Raw genomic sequence first — 18,717 nt, forward strand, 5'->3', positions numbered from 1 at the left:
ATCCGCCGTCACGCTCGACGCCGCGTCAGCCGATCGGTCGATGCCGGGGTACGACGTCGGGGGCGACGGGTACGACCGGGCGGGGCGGGACCGGGGGCTCTCGGGGCCGGGCGGTCCGGAGGGGCGGAAAGGACGGCCCGGCCGGTCCCGGCGGCGGAGGGAGCGGGTCCGCCGGCGGGGGCCGACGGCGGAGCGGCCGGTCCCGGCGGTGAGGTCCGGCCGAAATTGGCAGGACCGATGTCAGTGGTGAAACGTAAGGTCGGCCCTGATGCCCGAAAAGCCTGCAGAGCGCACGGACCGGTCCGCCGTGCGCTCCCTCCTGCGCCTGTGGCCCTATGTCCGACCCGTGCGGGTGCGCCTGTTCACGGCCGCCTTCGTGGCGATCCTGGCGTCCTGTCTGAGCCTGGTGATACCGCTGGTCCTGAAGTGGATGGTGGACGGCCCCGTGGCCGACCGCGACCCGGGCGGGGTCTGGCTCGGCGCGCTGTACCTGCTGCTCCTCGGCATCGCGGAGGCCCTGCTGTTCGGGTTCCGGCGGTGGCTGGTGGCCCGGCCGCTGGCCGGGGTCGAGGCGTCGATGCGGGCGGACCTCTACCGCCACCTCCAGCGGCTGCCCGTCGCGTTCCACGACCGGTGGGCCTCGGGCCAGTTGCTGTCGCGCGGGACGACGGACCTGATGCTGCTGCGGATGTTCCTGGCGTTCCCGCTGACGTTCCTGGTCGTCAACGCGACGACGATCCTCGTCGGGTTCGTCCTCCTGTTCGCCCAGGACTGGACGCTCGGCCTGGTCCTGCTGGCCCCCGCCGTGCCGCTGATGATCCTGTGCTCGCTGTTCGAGACGAAGTACTCGGTCGTCGCTCGGCGGGCCCAGGACCAGGTCGGCGATCTGACGACGGTCGTCGAGGAGAGCGTGCTCGGCATCCGTATCGTCAAGGGCTTCGGCCGCCACCGCAGCCAGGCGCGGGCGTTCCGGGCGCTCTCCGGCCGGCTGCGCACCACGGAGCTGGGCAAGGCGCGGCTGCTCGCCGGGATCTGGGGGCTGATCACCTCCATCCCGGAGCTGGCGATCGGCGCCGCTCTGGTCCTCGGCACGATCCAGGTCGCGGACGGCTCGCTGTCGGCGGGCACTCTGGTGGCGTTCCTCTCGACCGCGCTGGCGCTGCGCTGGCCGGTGGAGTCGATCGGCTTCCTGCTGGCGATGAGCCAGGAGTCCGCGACCGCCACCGACCGGTTCTTCGAGGTCATGGACGTGGCGGAGGAACCCGGCGCCGTGACGGGGCGCGAGGACGCGCCGGCCACCGCCGCCGGGATGGTGTTCGAGGGCGTCGAGTTCCGCTACCCGGACGCCGAGCCGGACACCCCGCCGGTCCTGGCCGGGATCGACCTGCACATCCGGCCCGGCGAGACGCTGGCCCTCGTCGGGGGCACGGGATCGGGCAAGACGACGCTGACCGCGCTGGTGCCCCGGCTGCACGAGGTGACCGGCGGGCGGATCACGCTGGACGGCGAGGACATCGCCACGATGGAGCGGTCCCGGCTGCGGGAGCTGGTGTCCGTGGCGTTCGAGGAGCCCACGCTGTTCTCCGCGACGGTCGGGGCCAACGTGACGATGGGCGCGGCCGACGCGGACGAGGGCCAGGTACGCCGGGCCCTGTCGGTGGCCCAGGCCGACTTCGTGCACGATCTGCCGCAGGGGCTGGAGACCGAGGTCGGCGAGCAGGGGCTGAGCCTGTCGGGCGGCCAGCGCCAGCGCCTGGCGCTGGCCCGCGCGGTGGTCGGCGAGCCGCGCTTCCTGGTGCTGGACGATCCGCTGTCCGCGCTGGACGTGCACACGGAGACGCTGGTGGAGGCCGCGCTGCGGCAGGTCCTGGCGAGGACGACGGCGGTGGTCGTGGCGCACCGCCCCTCCACGGTGATGCTGGCGGACCGGGTGGCGCTGCTGTCCGGCGGCCGGATCGCCGCGGTCGGCACCCATCAGGAACTGCTGCGGGACAGCGCCGAGTACGCCTGGCTGATGTCGGGCGCCGGGGGCGAGGACGGAGACGGCGGCCCGCGGCGTACGGAAGGGGCGCGGGCGGACGCGGGGGCCACCGGCCGGTCGCGTCACCGCGCCGACGAGGACGAGGGGCTCACCGCCCGGCGACCCGGCGAGGGCGACGACGAGGACGGGCGGAACGCCGTACGGCGGGTTCGCGCCGAGGACGTACCGCAGCAGGTTCCCGCCGAGGAAGGCAGCGCCCGATGACCACGACCACCGACGACGCCTCGCTCCCGGCCGCCGGCGACGGCCCGCTGCGCGAGAACCCGCCCGCGCCCGAACCGCGGGCCGCGGACGACCCGTTCGACCGGGACGAGCTGCCCGCCCCGCCCGGAGCCACCCTGGCGCTGCTGTTCTCGCTGCTGGCCCCGATGCGCGGCCGGGTCGCGGTGACGGCGCTGCTCCTGGTGGTGCAGCAGGCCGCGATGCAGGCGGGCCCGCTGCTGGTGGCGTACGCGATCGACCGCGGGGTCCCGGCGTTCCGGGACCACGACTACGGGCCGCTGATCGCGGTCGCGGTCGGTTACGCGCTCTGCTCCGTGGGCGCGGGAGCCCTCCAGTACGCGTTCATCCGGGCCGCCGCCCGGATCAACCAGGACGTGCTGCTCGACCTGCGCGGCCGGATCTTCCGGCATGCCCAGGCGCTCAGCGTCGACTTCCACGAGCGCTACACCTCGGGCCGGCTGATCTCGCGCTCCACGACGGACGTGGAGTCGCTGCGGGAGCTGCTGAACGAGGGGCTCCAGGAACTGATCGGCGTGGTCCTCTCGTTCGTGTCGATCGCCCTGGTGCTGCTCTGGCTGGACCTGGGGATCGGCGCGATCGCGACGCTCTCCTTCGTACCGCTGTACCTGATGGTGCGGCTGTACCGGCGGCGGGCCTCCATCGCGTTCGCGGCGCGGTCCACGGCGATCGCGGCGGTCATCGTGAAGTTCGCCGAGACGATGAACGGCATCCGCCCGGTCCAGGCGTTCCGCCGGGAACGGAGTAACGACGCGGCGTTCACCGTGCTGAACACCCGCCACGAGCGGGCCAACGGCGACGCCATCCTGGAGATGGCCCGCTACGTCATCGGCTCCCGCCTGATCGCGAACACGGCGGTGGCCGGCATGGTGCTGTGGGGCGCCTGGCGGGTGGCGGACGGCACGCTGGCGCTCGGTGTGCTGGCGGCGGCGGTGCTGTACATCAGGCGGCTGTACGACCCGATCGACCGGCTCGGGATGTTCCTCAACTCCTACGAGTCGGCGGCGGCCTCGCTGACGAAGATCGCCGGGCTGCTGGCCCAGACGCCGAACGTTCCGGAGACCGACCACCCGAAGGAGCTGCCGCCGCGCTCCGGCGACCTGCCGGGCCGGGAGGTCGTCTTCGACGGGGTGCGGTTCGCCTACCGCACGGGCGGCGAGGTGCTGCCCGCGTTCGACCTGCGCATCCCGGCGGGCCGTACGGTCGCGGTGGTCGGCTCGACGGGCGCGGGCAAGTCCACGCTGGCGAAGCTGCTGGCCCGGTTCTACGACCCGACCGAGGGCCGGGTCCTGCTGGACGGCACGGACCTGCGCGACCTGGACACGGCGGAGCTGCGCCGGGGCGTGGTGATGGTGACGCAGGAGGCGTTCCTGTTCTCCGGGACGGTCGCGGAGAACATCGCGATCGGCCGCCCGGACGCCACCCGTGAGGAGATCGAGCAGGCGGCGAAGGCGATCGGCGCGCACGACTTCATCGCGGCCCTGCCGGACGGCTACGACACCGACGTGCGCAAGCGCGGCGGCCGGATCTCGGCGGGCCAGCGCCAGTTGGTGGCGTTCGCCCGCGCGCTGCTGGCGGACCCGGCGGTGCTGATCCTGGACGAGGCGACCAGCTCCCTGGACATCCCGGGCGAGCGGGCGGTGCAGCGGGCGATGGACACGGTGCTGCACGGCCGCACGGCGGTGGTGATCGCCCACCGGCTCTCCACGGTGGAGATCGCGGACCGGGTGCTGGTGATGGAGCACGGCCGGATCGTGGAGGACGGCACGCCCGCCGAGCTGATCGCCGGGACGGGCCGGTTCGCCGGGCTGCACCGGACGTGGAGGGAGAGCCTGAGCTGAGGGGGCGCCACGTGGAGGTTCCGAGATTCCGTGAGCGTCCTCGCGTGATCATGAGCACCGATCGAGCATTCCCGCGTGCTCATGGGCAGCGGTCACGCTCGGTGGACGAACCGGCTTGACCTTCGACCCGGGTCGAAGGTCTACGTCGACGGTGTGAGCACGATGAGGATCTCCCGGCTCGCCGAGCGCTCCGGCGGGGCGGCCACCACCCTGCGCTCCTCCGAGGGCGCCGGACTCCTGCCCGCCGACCGGACCCCGGCCGGCTACAGGCTGTACGGCGAGGCCGCGGTCGAGCGGCTGGCGTTCATCGGCGCGGCCAAGCACCTCGGGCTGCCCCTGGAGGAGATCGGTGAGCTGCTCGGGGTGCGGGAATCGGGCGCCTGCCGGGACGTGAAGGCCGGCTTGCGGCCGCGGCTCGCTGCCCGCCTGGCCGAGGCCCGCGCCGCCGAGCCGGCCGCGTTCGCTGCTTCCCTGTATACGGCCTTGGAGCTGGATGCGCTGCCCGATCGCGCGAGCCCGTGCGATCCCGAGTGCGGCTTCCTCGCCGCGCTGTTCGAGATCGGGGGCGCCTGGCCGGTCTGGCAGGGCATCCGTGAGCACAAGGGCTGGATCTGGATCGGCGCCGGCGTCATCGCGCTCGGCCTGTACGGGGTCGTGGCCACCTTCCGGTCCGACGACGACGTCGGCCGGATCCTCGCCGCGTACGGCGGGATCTTCGTCGCCGGGTCGATCGCCTGGGGCGCGGTCGCCGACGGCTACCGGCCCGACCGCTTCGACGTCATCGGCGCGCTGGTCTGCCTCGCCGGGATGGCGGTCATCATGTGCGCACCGCGCGGCAACTGAGCCGGCCGCCGCGGGATCAGGCCAGCGCCTGCAGGGCGTACGCCGCGCCGAGGGCGGTGGCGAGGGCGCCGAGCAGGAGGCGGAGCGCGGTCTCGGGCAGATGGGGCTGAAGGCGTGCGCCAAGGTAGCCGCCGATCAGCCCGCCCGCACCGCAGGCCAGGCCCAGCGCCCAGTCGGGCGCGACCGGCCCCGGGCTCGCCAGGGCCAGCGCGGCGTACGCGGCGGCCCCGGCGACGGACGTGGTGAACGTCGCGGCGAGGGTGGCCGGGGCGATGCGGGCCATGGGCAGGCCGCGCGCGGCCAGAATGGGCCCGAGCAGGGAGCCGCCGCCGATCCCGTAGATCCCGCTGACCACCCCGACCATCAGGGCCGAGGCGGCGAGCACGCGCGCCGACGGCTCCGTCGCGTCCGGCGGGCGCCGGGCGGGGCGCAGGGTCCGCAGGCACAGCCAGATGCCGAGCGGCAGCAGGAAGGCCGCGACCAGAAGGCGGAAGACACCGGGGCCGGGGAGGGCGAAGACGCGGACGGCGGCACCGATCAGCACGCCGGGCAGCGTCCAGACGACGAGGCGCCGGGCCAGCGGGCCGCGCAGAGCGCCGTCGCGGCGGTAGCGCCACAGCGCCCCTGGCCCGGCCACCACATTGAACAGCAGGTTCGTCGGCGTGACCGCCGGACTCGGTACACCGAGGACGCTGAGCTGGACCGGCAGGAGGAAGACCGCCCCGGACACCCCGACCGGGGAGGTCACCGTCGAGATCAGCAGGCCGGCCGCGAAGCCGGCCCAGATCGTCCACTCCACCCTTGCCCCCCCGCCGTTCCTAGATCGCCCGGCCAGTATCGGCGAAGCAGGAGCCGGGCGGGCGCGGTGGCAAGCAGATGTTCACGAGCAGCAGGTGCGGCCCGGCTTCCAGCCGCACGCGTCCGCCCCGGCTGCGGCGGTCCCGGCGGGAGCCGCGGTGTGGGCCGCGGGGGCGCAGCAGCCCTTGCCCTGCCAGGCGTCGCGGCCTTCCTCGACCGCGATGGCGGCGATCGCCTCGATGACGTTGTAGACGATGGTCGCGGCGACCAGCGGCCGTATGCGGCGGGCGAGCGCGTCAGGGCGGGCCGGAGACGGCCCGGGGGATATCGCGGTCATCAGCAGCAGTCTTCGCGGCGGCGTCCGGGCAGGTCTGGTCCGACTCGACCGCGACCACGGCGGCCAGGAGGTGCTCCAGGGCGTGGCCCAGACGCTCGTCTGCGAACTCGTAGCGGGTGCGGTGCCCGTCGGGCACGCGGAACCACACCACCTTCCAGGTACGAGTGCTCACGGAATCGCGGAACCTACAGCCACGGTCGTCGGCGGTGGGCATACGGCCGGTGGCGTACGCCAGGCGGTCGGCGGCGGCATGTTGTCGGCGGTCGGCCGCCTCCGCCGTCCTCGTCGCCTGCGGCCGACGGCCGACCGACCGACCGACGGCCGGAGACGGCGGGGGCGAAGGATACGCCTGATCCGGCGGTGTGGGAACGATCACGATTCCGCCCGGCCGCATGATTTTGCTCGGAATTTGCGCTCGGTGCTGAGAGCGTGGGGGGCATGGCTACGACGAAACCCGGCCCCCTCACCAAAATAGGCACCACGGCGGTCCCCCTGCTCGCCCTGGTGGTCCTCGCCTTCACCTGGGGGCGGGAGGTACCCGGGGTGGTGGTGGCGCTCGTCGGGTTCTGCCTCGCGGGCGCCGTGCTCTCCGCCGTGCACCACGCGGAAGTGGTCGCGCACCGGGTCGGCGAGCCCTTCGGCTCCCTGGTGCTCGCCGTCGCCGTGACCGTCATCGAAGTCGCCCTGATCGTCACCTTGATGGCCGACGGCGGGGCCAAGACGTCCTCGCTCGCCCGCGACACCGTCTTCGCCGCCGTGATGATCACCTGCAACGGGATCGTGGGCCTCTCGCTGTTCGTCGGCGCCTGGAAGGGCGGTATCGCGCCCTTCAGTACAGAGGGGACCGTCGCCGCCGTGGCGACCGTGGCGACGCTCGCCACGCTCAGCCTGGTCCTGCCGACCTTCACCACCGGTGCCTCGGGCCCGGAGTTCACCGGCGCGCAACTCGCCTTCGCGGCCGTCGTCTCCCTGGCGGTGTATCTGCTGTTCGTCGCCATGCAGACGATCAGACACCGCGAGTACTTCCTGCCCGTCACCCGGGACGGCGAGGTGCTCGACGAGGAGGACCACGCCCACCCGCCGAGCAACCGCGAGACCTTCCTCAGCCTCGGCCTGCTGCTCGTCGCGCTCGTCGCGGTGGTCGGCAACACCAAGGGCCTCTCGCCCCTCATCGAGTCCGGCGTCGACGCCGCGGGCCTGCCGCAGGCTTTCGTCGGTGTGGTCATCGCCCTGCTGGTGCTGCTGCCCGAGACCCTGGCCGCGTCCCGGTCCGCCCGCCGCGACCGCACCCAGATCAGCCTCAACCTCGCGCACGGCTCCGCCATCGCGAGCATCGGTCTGACCATCCCCGCCATCGCGGTGGCGTCGATCTGGATGGACGGGCCGCTCCTGCTCGGCCTCGGCGCGACGCACATGGTGATGCTGGCCCTCACCGTGGTCGTCAGCGTCCTCACGGTCATCACCGGCCGCGCCACCCTGCTCCAGGGCGGTCTGCACCTGACCCTCTTCGCGTCCTTCGTCTTCCTCGCGATCAGCCCCTGACGCCCGCCCGCTTCCCGCCGTACGGCCCCGCCTCCTGAGGGGACGACCCCGCCACGGGGTCGTCCCCTCGACGCTTCCCGGGGCGGCCCGGCGCGCCGAACCGCGTACGGGCGCGGGCTCCCGGCCGCGCCGGGCCTCAGGCCGTCCGGCGCGGGCCGCTGCGGCGGTACCCCTCCCAGACGGGGCCGCCCGCCGCGTCCAGGACCTCGGTGGCCACGGCGACGAGGCTCTCCGGAGCGCCGGTCAGCGCGGCCCGCGCCGCCTCGTCCAGGCGGGCGGCCAGAGCGGGGGCGACGGGTTCGAGGCGCCGGGCCAGCCACTTGCCACCGCCGAGCCACGTGCCGTGGGTCAGCAGGGCCAGCTCGGCGGTCCGCCGGGCGATGTCGGTGACGACGAAGAGCCGCTCCCCCGCGTCCCCGCAGACGGCGACGTCGTCGAGCAGGTCCGTCAGCGCGTACCGGGCGTCTTCGAGCGCCGTCTCCGTGACCGGCGGCGGGCCCGCGGTCGCGAGGCGCTTCGCCGTCTCCGCGAGGCGCGCTCCGGTCCCGTCGGCGTCGAGCACCAGCGCCCCGTCGGCGCACATCCAGAGCAGGGCCGAGTTCCGCTGCGCGATCTCCGGGGTCACGAAGTCGTGCCAGGTGTCCTCGGTGTGCACGAACAGTTCCACGGGCCAGCCCCCGTACCGCAGGCTCTCGCGGTACGGGGCGGGCGGCCCGCCGAGCAGGACGACGACGTCCAGGTCGGACCGGGCGGTGCGCCGGTCCGTCAGGACACTGCCGCCGAGGAAGGCGGCGCGGGCGTCGGGGTGGCGCTCCAGGACAAGGGCACGGGTGATCTCGCGTACATCCATGCCCCTACTCTGCCGTGGCCGCGCGGGCGGTGGACCACGGGCCCCGTCCGAGGCCGGCCGTCGCGGGCCGTTGTCAGTGGCGGGTGGCAGCATCGGCCGTATGCCGCATGAAACGCCGTTCACCTGGGAGCCGTTCCTGCGCGACTGGAGCGGGGAGTGGGCGGATTCCCTGACCAACGACGCCACGCGCCCACCGGCGGACGAGTCCGCCCGGCGGGATCGGTTCGGGTGGTTCCCGAACTGACGGGCGCGGGCCGCCTCTTCGGCCCGTATGCCGACCGCGCGGACGGGACACGCGGACGGGACGACGGCCCGGGGCCGCCCGGTCCGGGGCGGCCCGGGGCCCCCGCCCCGACTCCGGTGAGCACCCCGCCCCCTGACGGACCGGCGCATTCCGGTGCGTGAATCTGGCCAGAACCCGTCGTCGTCTCAGCAGGCGGTCATCACGCCCCTTCCGGGTCGCGGCCCCGCGGTGGCCTTCGCGCACGAAACCTGTGACCACCCTGTGAATACCGGGCTCCACAACGCCCGGTAACACTGCGGCAATGATCGGCGAAACGTCCGCTTAACGAACATGACCTTTCCGGCAACGAACGAAAACCGGCCAACTTGTTGACGCGCTCCTGACAGGTGCGGTCATCTGCTGACACTCTTCACCCCGTTCTGCGCACCGCCTGCACCGTCCGGACAGCCCGTCCAGGCCGCCCGGTACCCCCCTCGCAGAAGGAGTCCGCGTGAGATCCACGCCCAGCCGTCGCGCCACCGCGACCGGCGCTCTGATCGCCGCAGCAGCCCTCATAGCCGTCGCCGTTCCCTCCGGCGCCGCGACCGCCACCTCCGCCCCCGCCTCGGCCCCGCTCGGCGGCATCACCGCCGGCACGAAGGCCGACCCGGGCGCCCTGCCCGCCAAGCTCTCCCCCGCCCAGCGCGCGGAGCTGCTCAGCGAGGCGAACGCCACCAAGGCGGCCACCGCCAAGGAGCTCGGCCTCGGCTCCACCGAGAAGCTCGTGGTCCGCGACGTGGTCCAGGATCGCGACGGCACCACGCACACCCGCTACGAGCGCACCCTGGGCGGCCTCCCCGTCCTCGGCGGCGACCTCGTGGTCAAGGAGTCCGCCGCCGGGAAGACCGAGGGCGTCAGCAAGGCGTCGAAGGCGACCAGCGCGCAGCTGAAGGCCGTCGGCCTCACCGCCGACGTGGCTCCGGCCGCCGCCGAGAAGCAGGCGCTCGGCGCGGCCAAGGCCGAGGGTTCGAAGGCGAAGAAGGCGGAGAACGCCCCGCGCAAGGTGGTCTGGCTGGGCAGCGGCTCCCCGCAGCTCGCGTACGAGACCGTGGTCGGCGGGCTCCAGCACGACGGCACCCCGAACGAGCTGCACGTGGTCACCGACGCCACCTCGGGCGAGAAGCTCTTCGAGTGGCAGGCCGTCCACAACGGCACGGGCAACACGCAGTACAACGGCCAGGTGACCCTGGGCACCGCGCCCTCGTACAGCCTGACCGACACCACGCGCGGCAACCACAAGACGTACAACCTGAACCGGGGCAGCTCCGGCACCGGCACCCTGTTCTCCGGCCCGGACGACATCTGGGGCGACGGCACGCCGCAGAACGCCGAGACGGCCGGCGCGGACGCCCACTACGGCGCGGCCGAGACCTGGGACTACTACAAGAACGTGCACGGCCGCACCGGCATCCGCGGTGACGGCGTCGGCGCGTACTCCCGCGTCCACTACGGCAACAACTACGTCAACGCGTTCTGGCAGGACAGCTGCTTCTGCATGACGTACGGCGACGGCAGCGGCAACGTCAAGCCGCTGACCTCCCTGGACGTGGCCGCCCACGAGATGACGCACGGTCTGACCTCGGTCACGGCCAAGCTCGTCTACAGCGGCGAGTCCGGCGGTCTCAACGAGGCCACCTCCGACATCTTCGCGGCGGGCGTGGAGTTCTACTCCAACACCAACCAGGACCCGGGCGACTACCTGGTCGGCGAGAAGATCGACATCAACGGCAACGGCACCCCGCTGCGCTACATGGACAAGCCCTCGAAGGACGGCTCGTCCAAGGACGCGTGGTACTCGGGCATCGGCAACGTCGACGTCCACTACTCCTCGGGCCCGGCGAACCACTGGTTCTACCTGCTCTCCGAGGGCAGCGGCGCCAAGACCGTCAACGGCGTGAACTACGACTCGCCGACCTCCGACGGGCTCCCGGTGACCGGCATCGGCCGGGACAAGGCGCTGCAGATCTGGTTCAAGGCGCTCACCACGAAGTTCACCTCGACGACCAACTACGCCGCCGCCCGCACCGGCACGCTCGCGGTCGCCAGTGAGCTGTACGGGGCGACCAGCCCCGAGTACGCGGCCGTGGCCCACGCCTGGGCCGGCATCAACGTGGGCGCCCGCCCCGGCGGCGGCAACCCGGACCCGGGCGGCAAGGTGTTCGAGAACAACACCGCCGTGAACATCCCGGACGCCGGTGCGGCCGTCACCAGCGCGGTCACCGTCTCCGGCGTCACCGGCAACGCGCCGAGCGCCCTCAAGGTGGACGTCAACATCAGCCACACCTGGCGCGGTGACCTGGTCGTCGACCTGGTGGCCCCGGACGGCACCGCCTACCGGCTGAAGAACTCCTCCTCCAGCGACTCCGCGGACAACGTGGTGGCGACCTACACGGTCAACGCCTCGTCCGAGGTGGCCAACGGGGTCTGGAAGCTGAAGGTCCAGGACGTCGCACGCCAGGACACCGGAAAGATCAACAGCTTCAAGCTCACCTTCTGATCCCGCCCCCGCCGGAGCCCCCGGGCTCCGGCGGGAAACCGCCCGCCCCTCGGGCCGGACGGGGAACGGCCCACCGGACCACGCGGCCCGGCGGGCATGGAGCGGAAGCACCGACGGAACGGCCCGGGAGGAGTCCACCCCCTCCCGGGCCGTTCGCCATGCCGCGCCCCGCGTACGCCGACCCGCATGGCGCACGCGGGGCGCGCGTTCAGCGCAGCAGTACGCCCGCACCCTCCCCCGCCGCCTCGGCCGGCAGGGCGACCAGGCCGAGTTCGGCGCTGGTGGCGAGGCGCGGATGGGCGGGCAGGACGCGCACGGTGTAGCCGTACGGCCCCGTACGGTCCAGCGCGAGCGGGCCCTCGAAGAGCCAGCGGTCCTCCAGGTCCTGGCCGCCCGCCGGCTTCAGCGGGAAGACCTGGGCGTCCGCGATGGCGTCGCCGGAGTCGACCCGGCCCGCGACCGCCTGAACCTCCACGTCGTCCGGGTCGAGCCCGCCGAGCGCGATCCGGGCCCGCAGCGCCAGGGTGGCCCCCAGCTCCGCCGAGCCGCACTCGGCGGTGTCGGACGCCGACTCCACGTGGTCGACCGAGACCCCCGGCCAGGCCGCGTGGACCTTGGCCTTCCAGGCGGCGAGGTCCCGTGCGGCGGCGGGCTCCAGGGCCCGGCGGGCCCGCGCGGCGGGGGCGTACAGCCGCTCCACGTACTCGCGCACCATCCGCCCCGCCAGCACCTTCGGCCCCAGGTTCACCAGGGTCGAGCGGACCATCGCGATCCAGCGGTCGGGCAGGCCCGCCGCGCCCCGGTCGTAGAAGTGCGGGGCGACCCGGTCCTCGATCAGGGCGTACAGCGCGTTCGACTCCAGCTCGTCCCGGCGGTCCTCGTCGACGGCCGATCCGTCGGCGGTGGGGATCTCCCAGCCGAAGTCCGGGTCGAACCACTCGTCCCACCAGCCGTCGCGCACCGACAGGTTGAGGCAGCCGTTGAGCGCCGCCTTCATCCCGCTCGTGCCGCACGCCTCCAGCGGGCGCAGCGGGTTGTTGAGCCAGACGTCGCAGCCCGGGTAGAGCTTCTGCGCCATGCCCATGCCGTAGTCCGGGAGGAAGACGATGCGGTGGCGCACGCGCGGGTCGTCCGCGAACCGCACCAGCTCCTGCACCAGCCGCTTCCCGCCGTCGTCGGCGGGGTGGGCCTTGCCCGCGACGACGATCTGGATCGGGTGCGTGGGGTGCAGCAGCAGCTCCCGCAGCCGGTCGCGGTCGCGCAGCATCAGCGTGAGCCGCTTGTAGGAGGGGACGCGCCGGGCGAAGCCGATGGTGAGGACGTCGGGGTCGAGGACGCCGTCGATCCAGCCCAGTTCGGCGGTGCCCGCGCCGCGCCTGCGCCAGGAGGCGTAGAGGCGGCGGCGGACCTCGGTGACCAGCTGGCCGCGCAGGTCGCGGCGCAGGTCCCAGATCTCCTGGTCGGCGATGCCGCTCACCGCGTCCCAGCGGCGGGGCGTGGCGCCGGGCTCGGCCTCCCCGCCGGTCACGGGCCCGCCGGCCAGCACCTGGTGGGCGCGGTCCTCGCCGATCCGGCCCGCGCCGAGCCGGAACACCTCGGGGGCGACCCAGGTCGGGGCGTGGACGCCGTTGGTGACGGAGGTGATCGGGACCTCCGCCGGGTCGAAGCCCGCCCAGAGCCCGGAGAACATCTCCCGGCTGACCGCCCCGTGGAGGGTGGAGACGCCGTTGGCGCGCTGGGCGAGCCTGAGGCCCATCACGGCCATGTTGAACAGCTCGGGCCGGCCGCCGGGGTAGGTCTCGGTGCCGAGCGCGAGGACCTTCTCGACGGGTACGCCGGGAAGTTCGCCGTCGTCGCCGAAGTGGCGGGCGACGAGCCCCCGGTCGAAACGGTCTATCCCGGCGGGCACCGGGGTGTGGGTGGTGAAGACGGCCCCGGCCCGGACGGTTTCGAGCGCGGGCTCGAAGCCGAGCCCTTCGGCGACCAGTTCGCGGATGCGCTCCAGGCCGAGGAAGCCGGCGTGGCCCTCGTTGGTGTGGAACACCTCCGGTTCGGGAGCGCCGGTGAGCCGGCACCAGGTGCGGACCGCCCGCACGCCGCCGATGCCGAGCAGCATCTCCTGGAGCAGGCGGTGGTCGCTGCCGCCTCCGTACAGCCGGTCGGTGACGTCGCGTTCGCCGGGGGCGTTCTCCTCGACGTCGGAGTCGAGGAGGAGGAGCGGCACCCGGCCGACCCGGGCCAGCCAGACGCAGGCGTGCAGCGAGCGCCCGCCCGGCAGGGCGAGGACGACGCGGGCCGGTGTCCCGTCGGCCTCGCGGACGAGGTCGAGCGGGAGTTCGTTGGGGTCGAGGACGGGATAGTGCTCCTGCTGCCAGCCGTCGCGCGAGAGGGTCTGGCGGAAGTAGCCGTGGCGGTAGAGGAGTCCGACGCCGATGAGCGGGACGCCGAGGTCGCTGGCGGCCTTGAGGTGGTCGCCGGCCAGGATGCCGAGCCCCCCGCTGTACTGGGGCAGTGCGGCGGTGACGCCGAACTCGGGCGAGAAGTAGGCGATTCCGGCGGGGAGTTCGGCGCCGGCGGCCTGCTGCTCCTGGTACCAGCGGGGGCCTTCCAGGTACTCCGCGAGGTCGGCGGAGGCCGCGGCGAGGCGGCCGAGGTACTCCGCGTCCCCGGCCAGTTCGGCGAGCCGTCCGGCGGACAGCGAGCCGAGCAGGCGTACGGGGTCGGCGTCGGCGGGCCGCCATGCCTCGGGGTCGGCGGACCGGAAGAGCTCGCGGGTCTCGGTGTGCCAGGACCAGCGCAGGTTGCGCGCGAGGTCGTGGAGGGGTCGGAGGGGTTCGGGGAGGACAGGACGCACGGTGAATCGACGAATGGCCTTCACGTACTCCACCTTTACAGGGGACTTGCGCATCCGAGGGGACGCACCACGGTGTGCGTCCCTTCCGTCACCCCTGACGGTAGCGGCCGTCCGCGGCGGCCCGCCACGGCGCGCGGACGGCTCACCGGGGCCGTCCCGGCCCGCCGCGCGCCGCCCCCGCGCACCCGCGACGACGGCGTAGGGGTCCCGCGCGGGCGCCCCGCGGCGCCTCTCCCTGCCGCCCCGTCCGCCTCGCCCGTTCACTCCCATCACTTCGCTCACCTGGAGGTTTGGCCGATTCACCCCCCATACGCAGCCTTGTGGACCACATCGGCACGGGGAAGGCTGCCGTGTGGCGCCGCAGAGCGGGTACCCGGAATCCGTGGGGGCGCTTCGGGCTCCCACCCCACCGGACGCGCGGTGGATCCCGAACTCGCATCTACTAACGAGTAGTTGACACGGTGCCGGATTTCCCGTCCGCGTACGCGGGGAAGGCTTCTCCGGTACGCGGCACGACCCGGCCCGCACGCGTTCTCCGCGCGTCCCGAAACATGCGCGAAACCCCCGCGACCCACCCATTCGACTGCCATTCGAGTGAATGCGGACAGGAGCGGCCATGCCCACAGCCCGTCAGCACCCGGCTGAACAGTTACAAAGGACAGATCCCCGTCTTCGCGGCACACGCGGTCGGTCCTCCGCCCGCGTGCCGTCCCCCGTGCACGCAGAGCTCCTCCAGCCCCCAGGTGATTCCATGATCGGTCGTATCCCCGTCCTGGACGTCCGTCCTCTCGTCGACTGCGGCAGACGGGCGGCGAAGGCCGTCGTCGGCGAGACCTTCCAGGTCAGCGCCACCGTCTTCCGCGAAGGGCATGACGCGGTGGCCGCCAACGTCGTGCTGCGCGATCCGGGCGGGCGGGTCGGCCCGTGGACCCCGATGCGCGAGCTGGCGCCGGGAACGGACCGGTGGGGTGCCGACATCACCCCGGACGCCGAGGGCCGCTGGACGTACACGGTGGAGGCGTGGAGCGATCCGGTCACCACCTGGCGCCACCACGCCGGCATCAAGATCCCGGCGGGCATCGACACGGAGCTGGTGCTGGCGGAGGGCGCGGCGCTGCTGGAGCGGGCCGCCGCGGGCGTGCCGAAGAAGCACGGCCGCGAGGCGGTGCTGGCGGCGGTGGACGCGCTGCGCGACACCGGCCACGGGGCCGAGGCCCGGCTGGCTGCGGCGCTGACGCCCGCCGCCGAGGCGGTCCTCGCCCGGTACCCGCTGCGCGAACTGGTCACCCGCGCCAAGCCGCTGGCTGTCCGGGTGGAGCGCGAGCGCGCGCTGTTCGGCTCCTGGTACGAGCTGTTCCCGCGCTCCGAGGGGGCGAAGCGGGTGCCGGTGGACCCGGCGGACACGTCGCCGGACGCGCCGGCCCGGCTGGTCAGCGGCACGTTCCGGACGGCCGCCGAGCGGCTGCCCGCGGTCGCCGCGATGGGGTTCGACGTGGTGTACCTGCCGCCGATCCATCCGATCGGGACGACCCACCGCAAGGGGCCGAACAACACCCTGACGCCCGGGGAGCACGATCCGGGGGTGCCGTGGGCGATCGGTTCGGCGGACGGCGGGCACGACGCGGTCCACCCGGAGCTGGGCACGCTGGAGGACTTCGACCACTTCGTGTCGGTGGCGCGCACCCTGCGCATGGAGGTCGCGCTGGACTTCGCGCTCCAGTGCTCGCCGGACCACCCGTGGGTCAAGGAGCACCCGGACTGGTTCCACCACCGCCTCGACGGGTCGATCGCCTACGCCGAGAACCCGCCGAAGAAGTACCAGGACATCTACCCGATCGCCTTCGACAAGGACATGCGCGGGCTGGTCGCGGAGACCGTACGGATCCTGCGCTTCTGGATGGACCGCGGGGTGCGCGTCTTCCGGGTCGACAACCCGCACACCAAGCCCGTGGTGTTCTGGGAGAAGGTCATCGAGGAGGTCAACGGCGCCGACCCCGACGTCATCTTCCTGGCGGAGGCGTTCACCCGCCCGGCGATGATGCGGGCCCTCGGCGCGGTCGGCTTCCAGCAGTCGTACACGTACTTCACCTGGCGCAACACCCGCCACGAGCTGACGGAGTACGTCACGGAGCTGGCCGGGGAGACCGCCTCCTTCATGCGGCCCAACTTCTTCGTGAACACCCCCGACATCCTTCCCGGCTACCTCCAGGAGGGCGGCCGCCCGGCCTTCGAGGCGCGGGCGGTGCTGGCCGCGACGCTGTCCCCCTCGTGGGGCGTGTACGCGGGGTTCGAGCTGTGCGAGAACACTCCGGCCAAGCCGGGGAGCGAGGAGTACCTGAACTCGGAGAAGTACGAACTGCGCCCGAGGGACTGGGAGTCGGCCGAGCGCGAGGGGCGCACGCTGACCCCCCTGATCACCTCGCTGAACCGGATCCGCCGGCGCAACCCCGCTCTGCGGCAGCTGCGCGACGTCCACTTCCACCACGCCGACAACGAAGCGCTGATCGTCTACAGCAAGCGCTCCGGACCGAACACCGTTCTGGTGGTCGTGAACCTCGACCCGCACCACACCCAGGAGGCCACGGTCTCGTTGGACATGGAGCGGCTCGGCCTTTCCCGGCACGAGCGCGTACCGGTGCGCGACGAGCTCACCGGCGACACCTACCACTGGGGCAGGTCCTTCTATGTGCGCCTCGAGCCGGGCGTCACGCCTGCGCACATCGCGGTCCTGCGACCGTCCCCGCCGACCGGAGGGTCACCCACATCATGATCGTCAATGAGCCCGTCCCCGACACGTTCGAGGACACACCCGCCAAGGACCGCGATCCCGACTGGTTCAAGCGCGCCGTCTTCTACGAGGTCCTCGTCCGGTCCTTCCAGGACTCCAACGGCGACGGAATCGGCGACCTCAAGGGCATCACCGCCAAACTGGACTACCTCCAGTGGCTCGGCGTCGACTGCCTCTGGCTGCCGCCGTTCTTCAAGTCGCCGCTGCGCGACGGGGGCTACGACGTCTCCGACTACACCGCCGTCCTGCCGGAGTTCGGCGATCTCGCCGACTTCGTGGAGTTCGTCGACGCCGCGCACCAGCGCGGCATGCGGGTCATCATCGACTTCGTCATGAACCACACGAGCGACCAGCACGAGTGGTTCCAGCAGTCCCGGACGGACCCCGACGGGCCGTACGGCGACTACTACGTCTGGGCCGACGACGACAAGCAGTTCCAGGACGCCCGGATCATCTTCGTGGACACGGAGACGTCCAACTGGACGTTCGACCCGGTGCGCAAGCAGTACTACTGGCATCGTTTCTTCTCCCACCAGCCGGACCTCAACTACGAGAACCCGGCGGTCCAGGAGGAGATCCTGGCGGCCCTGCGGTTCTGGCTGGACCTGGGCATCGACGGCTTCCGGGTCGACGCGGTGCCCTACCTCTACCAGCGCGAGGGCACCAACTGCGAGAACCTCCCCGAGACCCACAACTTCCTCAAGCGGGTCCGCAAGGAGATCGACGCCAACTACCCGGACACCGTGCTCCTCGCCGAGGCCAACCAGTGGCCCGAGGACGTCGTCGACTACTTCGGCGACTACGCATCCGGCGGCGACGAGTGCCACATGGCGTTCCACTTCCCCGTCATGCCGCGCATCTTCATGGCGGTGCGCCGGGAGAGCCGCTACCCGGTCTCCGAGATCCTGGCGAAGACCCCGGCGATCCCGAAGAACTGCCAGTGGGGCATCTTCCTGCGCAACCACGACGAGTTGACGCTCGAAATGGTCACGGACGAAGAGCGCGACTACATGTACGCGGAGTACGCCAAGGACCCGCGGATGCGGGCCAACATCGGCATCCGCCGCCGGCTCGCCCCGCTGCTGGACAACGACCGCAACCAGATCGAGCTGTTCACCGCGCTGCTGCTGTCGCTGCCCGGCTCCCCGATCCTCTACTACGGGGACGAGATCGGGATGGGCGACAACATCTGGCTGGGCGACCGCGACGCCGTGCGCACCCCGATGCAGTGGACGCCCGACCGCAACGCCGGGTTCTCCTCCAGCGATCCGGGGCGGCTCTACCTCCCCACGATCATGGACCCGGTCTACGGCTACCAGGTCACCAACGTCGAGGCGTCGATGGCGTCGCCGTCCTCGCTGCTGCACTGGACCCGCCGCATGATCGAGATCCGGAAGCAGAACCCGGCCTTCGGTCTCGGCGAGTACACCGAACTGCCCTCGTCCAACCCGGCGGTGCTGGCGTTCACCCGTGAGTACCAGGACGACCTCGTCCTGTGCGTGCACAACTTCTCGCGGTTCTCGCAGCCGACCGAGCTGGACCTGCGGTCGTTCGACGGACGCCACCCGGTGGAGCTGATCGGCGGGGTGCGCTTCCCGGCGATCGGGCAGCTGCCGTACCTGCTGACCCTTGCGGGACACGGCTTCTACTGGTTCCGGCTGCGCAAGGACGCGCCGCCGGCCTGATGTTCGCCCCGCCCCGTGCGGGACGGTTTCCTCCGTCCCGCACGGGGCACTCTGAGCGAAACGAAGAGCCTGCCGAAGGGCCTTCGAGTCGTCACGGTTCCGCCGTTCGAGTCCGTAC

12 protein-coding genes and 2 pseudogenes are annotated in these 18,717 nt (G+C 72.6%); 9 read left to right on the forward strand and 5 right to left on the reverse strand.

Features of this window, described 5'->3' with window-relative positions:
• The first annotated feature begins 268 nt into the window (after positions 1 to 268).
• From IF19_RS0105085 to IF19_RS1000000138100, 4 genes and pseudogenes are all read left to right on the forward strand, one after another.
• A complete protein-coding gene (locus tag IF19_RS0105085) occupies positions 269 to 2,245 on the forward strand; it encodes an ABC transporter ATP-binding protein (RefSeq protein ID WP_234313154.1) in 1,977 nt (658 codons plus the stop codon).
• Entirely contained in the window at positions 2,242 to 4,122 is a 1,881-nt protein-coding gene (locus IF19_RS0105090) for an ABC transporter ATP-binding protein (RefSeq protein WP_030118709.1), read from the forward strand. Before IF19_RS0105085 ends, IF19_RS0105090 begins: the two co-directional genes overlap by 4 nt.
• Before the next feature lie 162 nt (positions 4,123 to 4,284).
• Positions 4,285 to 4,482, forward strand: a pseudogene (locus IF19_RS1000000138095) (MerR family transcriptional regulator); the annotation flags it as partial.
• A gap of 138 nt (positions 4,483 to 4,620) precedes the next feature.
• Positions 4,621 to 4,965: a YnfA family protein gene (locus tag IF19_RS1000000138100; protein WP_050493705.1), complete on the forward strand. Its 345-nt coding sequence runs from the start codon at positions 4,621 to 4,623 to the stop codon at positions 4,963 to 4,965.
• 16 nt (positions 4,966 to 4,981) lie between these two features.
• Here IF19_RS1000000138100 and IF19_RS0105105 read toward each other — a convergent pair whose 3' ends face one another.
• The 3 genes and pseudogenes from IF19_RS0105105 to IF19_RS1000000137370 all read right to left on the reverse strand — a co-directional run bounded on the left by IF19_RS0105105 (position 4,982) and on the right by IF19_RS1000000137370 (position 6,272).
• Complete coding sequence (locus tag IF19_RS0105105) at positions 4,982 to 5,764, reverse strand: sulfite exporter TauE/SafE family protein (RefSeq protein ID WP_030118706.1); 783 nt, start codon at positions 5,762 to 5,764, stop codon at positions 4,982 to 4,984.
• Positions 5,765 to 5,983: 219 nt separating this feature from the next.
• Positions 5,984 to 6,100: pseudogene (locus IF19_RS1000000138880) on the reverse strand (cation transporter); the annotation flags it as partial.
• Positions 6,060 to 6,272, reverse strand: a complete 213-nt coding sequence (locus IF19_RS1000000137370) for a hypothetical protein (protein WP_128647768.1) — start codon at positions 6,270 to 6,272, stop codon at positions 6,060 to 6,062. The gene IF19_RS1000000137370 and the pseudogene IF19_RS1000000138880, both read right to left, overlap by 41 nt.
• A gap of 266 nt (positions 6,273 to 6,538) precedes the next feature.
• Here IF19_RS1000000137370 and IF19_RS0105120 point away from each other — a divergent pair, with 266 nt between their 5' ends.
• Positions 6,539 to 7,642, forward strand: a complete 1,104-nt coding sequence (locus tag IF19_RS0105120; RefSeq protein ID WP_050490938.1) for a calcium:cation antiporter — start codon at positions 6,539 to 6,541, stop codon at positions 7,640 to 7,642.
• A 136-nt stretch (positions 7,643 to 7,778) separates the two neighbouring features.
• On the opposite strand, the gene IF19_RS0105125 is transcribed toward IF19_RS0105120, so the two are convergent.
• Complete coding sequence (locus IF19_RS0105125) at positions 7,779 to 8,492, reverse strand: nucleotidyltransferase domain-containing protein (protein ID WP_030122057.1); 714 nt, start codon at positions 8,490 to 8,492, stop codon at positions 7,779 to 7,781.
• Positions 8,493 to 8,592: 100 nt separating this feature from the next.
• On the opposite strand from IF19_RS0105125, the gene IF19_RS1000000137575 reads away from it, so the two are divergent.
• Together IF19_RS1000000137575 and IF19_RS0105130 are read left to right on the forward strand one after the other, a co-directional pair.
• Positions 8,593 to 8,736: a hypothetical protein gene (locus IF19_RS1000000137575; RefSeq protein WP_156095450.1), complete on the forward strand. Its 144-nt coding sequence runs from the start codon at positions 8,593 to 8,595 to the stop codon at positions 8,734 to 8,736.
• A 490-nt stretch (positions 8,737 to 9,226) separates the two neighbouring features.
• Positions 9,227 to 11,272, forward strand: a complete 2,046-nt coding sequence (locus tag IF19_RS0105130) for a M4 family metallopeptidase (protein WP_030276057.1) — start codon at positions 9,227 to 9,229, stop codon at positions 11,270 to 11,272.
• Positions 11,273 to 11,480: 208 nt separating this feature from the next.
• On the opposite strand, the gene glgP is transcribed toward IF19_RS0105130, so the two are convergent.
• Complete coding sequence (gene glgP / locus IF19_RS0105135; RefSeq protein WP_030276055.1) at positions 11,481 to 14,150, reverse strand: alpha-glucan family phosphorylase; 2,670 nt, start codon at positions 14,148 to 14,150, stop codon at positions 11,481 to 11,483.
• A 727-nt stretch (positions 14,151 to 14,877) separates the two neighbouring features.
• On the opposite strand from glgP, the gene IF19_RS0105140 reads away from it, so the two are divergent.
• Together IF19_RS0105140 and treS are read left to right on the forward strand one after the other, a co-directional pair.
• Entirely contained in the window at positions 14,878 to 16,896 is a 2,019-nt protein-coding gene (locus tag IF19_RS0105140; RefSeq protein WP_030118698.1) for an alpha-1,4-glucan--maltose-1-phosphate maltosyltransferase, read from the forward strand.
• The gene (gene treS, locus IF19_RS0105145; protein ID WP_030196906.1) at positions 16,893 to 18,599 is read left to right on the forward strand and encodes a maltose alpha-D-glucosyltransferase; all 1,707 of its coding nucleotides are present in this window, start codon (positions 16,893 to 16,895) and stop codon (positions 18,597 to 18,599) included. The genes IF19_RS0105140 and treS overlap by 4 nt, the downstream gene beginning before the upstream one ends.
• Positions 18,600 to 18,717: the final 118 nt, after the last annotated feature.

Origin of the sequence: Streptomyces californicus, from assembly GCF_000717645.1 — a bacterium.
In the GTDB taxonomy this organism is placed as follows: Bacteria; Actinomycetota; Actinomycetes; order Streptomycetales; family Streptomycetaceae; genus Streptomyces; species Streptomyces californicus.

What these genes read in the sequence shown, in the direction of transcription:
- IF19_RS0105085 (WP_234313154.1), top strand. Translation starts at nt 269, where the DNA reads ATGCCCGAAAAGCCTGCAGAGCGCACGGACCGGTCCGCCGTGCGCTCC.
- IF19_RS0105090 (WP_030118709.1), top strand. Translation starts at nt 2,242, where the DNA reads ATGACCACGACCACCGACGACGCCTCGCTCCCGGCCGCCGGCGACGGC.
- IF19_RS0105120 (WP_050490938.1), top strand. Translation starts at nt 6,539, where the DNA reads ATGGCTACGACGAAACCCGGCCCCCTCACCAAAATAGGCACCACGGCG.
- IF19_RS0105125 (WP_030122057.1), bottom strand. Translation starts at nt 8,492, where the DNA reads ATGGATGTACGCGAGATCACCCGTGCCCTTGTCCTGGAGCGCCACCCC.
- IF19_RS1000000137575 (WP_156095450.1), top strand. Translation starts at nt 8,593, where the DNA reads ATGCCGCATGAAACGCCGTTCACCTGGGAGCCGTTCCTGCGCGACTGG.
- IF19_RS0105140 (WP_030118698.1), top strand. Translation starts at nt 14,878, where the DNA reads ATGATCGGTCGTATCCCCGTCCTGGACGTCCGTCCTCTCGTCGACTGC.
- treS (WP_030196906.1), top strand. Translation starts at nt 16,893, where the DNA reads ATGATCGTCAATGAGCCCGTCCCCGACACGTTCGAGGACACACCCGCC.